A 1,578-nucleotide genomic window follows, 5' to 3' on the forward strand; every position below is an offset into this window, starting at 1 on the left:
CGCCGGCGACTCCTCCGGTAAGAACGTTCCCGCCACCTTGACCGGCGCCTACACCCGCGTCCCGGGCCAGCTCGGCCAGGCGGTGAAGTTCACCGGCGGGCATGCCGCCACCACCAAGCCGGCCCTCAACACCGACCAGAGCTTCACCGCCACCGCCTGGGTCCGTTTGGACAGCAGCACCGCCGACCAGAACGTGCTGGACCAGATGGGCGTCAACCAGCCCGGCTTCACCCTGTCCTACCAGACCTCGACCGCGCCCGAGTACGACCAGCGCTGGCTGATGTCCATGATCGGCCAGGACATCCCGGACCGTATCCACGAGACGGTGGTCCAGTCCAAGGACCTGGCCAAGATCGGCGAGTGGACGCACCTGGCCGCCCAGTACGACAAGAGCGCCAGCAAGATCCGCCTGTACGTCGATGGGGTACCGGCCGGCGAACGCGACCACAGCGTGGGCTGGAACGCCCGCGGCGCCTTCGAGATCGGCCGCGCCCGCGCCTTGGCCGGCAACCTGACCGGCTCAATCGACGACGTCCACCTCTACCAGCGCGCCCTGACCGGCAACGAGATCCGCGCGCTGGTCGGCGTGCCCGGCACCACCACCCACAACAACATTCCCTCCGGCCAGGTCCTGGACAAGGTCTTCACCCTGGACAACCCCGCCAGCTTCAAGTTCGTGGTCAAGGCCTGCCGCGCAGGCATCACCCCGCCCTCCTGCAACCAGAGCCCGGCCTACCGCATCACCTCTGATGCGCCGATGCAGCCGACCGACACCGAAACCGGCATGGCCGATTCGGCCCAGCCGATCCTGTCCGGCATGGTCAACCGGCCCTCCGGCGGCCCGGTCACCGCCAAGTACTACCTGTACGACACCACCGGCGCCCCCGTCGGATCCGCCCCCCTGGGCAGCCGCACCGTCAACGGCGGCCAGCGCGCCTCGCTGCAGATCCCCGCCAACACCGTCCGGCCGGGCACCACCTACAAGTGGCAGATGACCGCCTGCGTCACCCCACCCCAAGACCCCGACCCCGACCCCGACCCGAACCCCACACCGACACCCACCCCAACGCCCACTCCCACACCTACACCCACCCCAACGCCCACGCCGACGCCCGCTCCGGGCGGGCTGGTGGCGGCCTACGGGATGAACGAGGGCACCGGCACCACCGTCACCGACACCACAGGCGCCCACCACGGCACCACCACCAGCACCACCTGGGTGACCGGCAAGCACGGCAAGGCGCTGTCATTCAACGGCACCTCCAGCCTGGTAACCATCAACCACGCCCCCTCCCTGCGCCTGACCGACAAACTGACCCTGTCCGCCTGGGTCAAGCCCACCGCCGTCGACGGCTGGCGCACCATCATCGCCAAGGACTACACCACCGACGACGAACTCACCTACGCCCTGTACGCCTCCAACGGCATCACCCCCCTCGGCTGGCTGTACGGCTCCGACCAGATAACCGGCACCACCGCGCTCCCCCTCAACACCTGGAGCCACCTCGCCATCACCTACGACGGCACCAAAGCCCGCCTCCACCTCAACGGCACCCAAATAGGCGAAAAACCCTTCAC

At 68.7% G+C, this 1,578-nt stretch carries 1 protein-coding gene; it reads left to right on the plus strand.

What is annotated here, in order from left to right:
• Nucleotides 1-1,578 (plus strand): LamG domain-containing protein (locus DQW85_RS47735; RefSeq protein WP_162795280.1); only part of this gene is annotated, 1,578 nt, incomplete at both ends.

The organism is Nonomuraea lactucae (genome assembly GCF_003313395.1).
Taxonomy (GTDB): Bacteria; Actinomycetota; Actinomycetes; order Streptosporangiales; family Streptosporangiaceae; genus Nonomuraea; species Nonomuraea lactucae.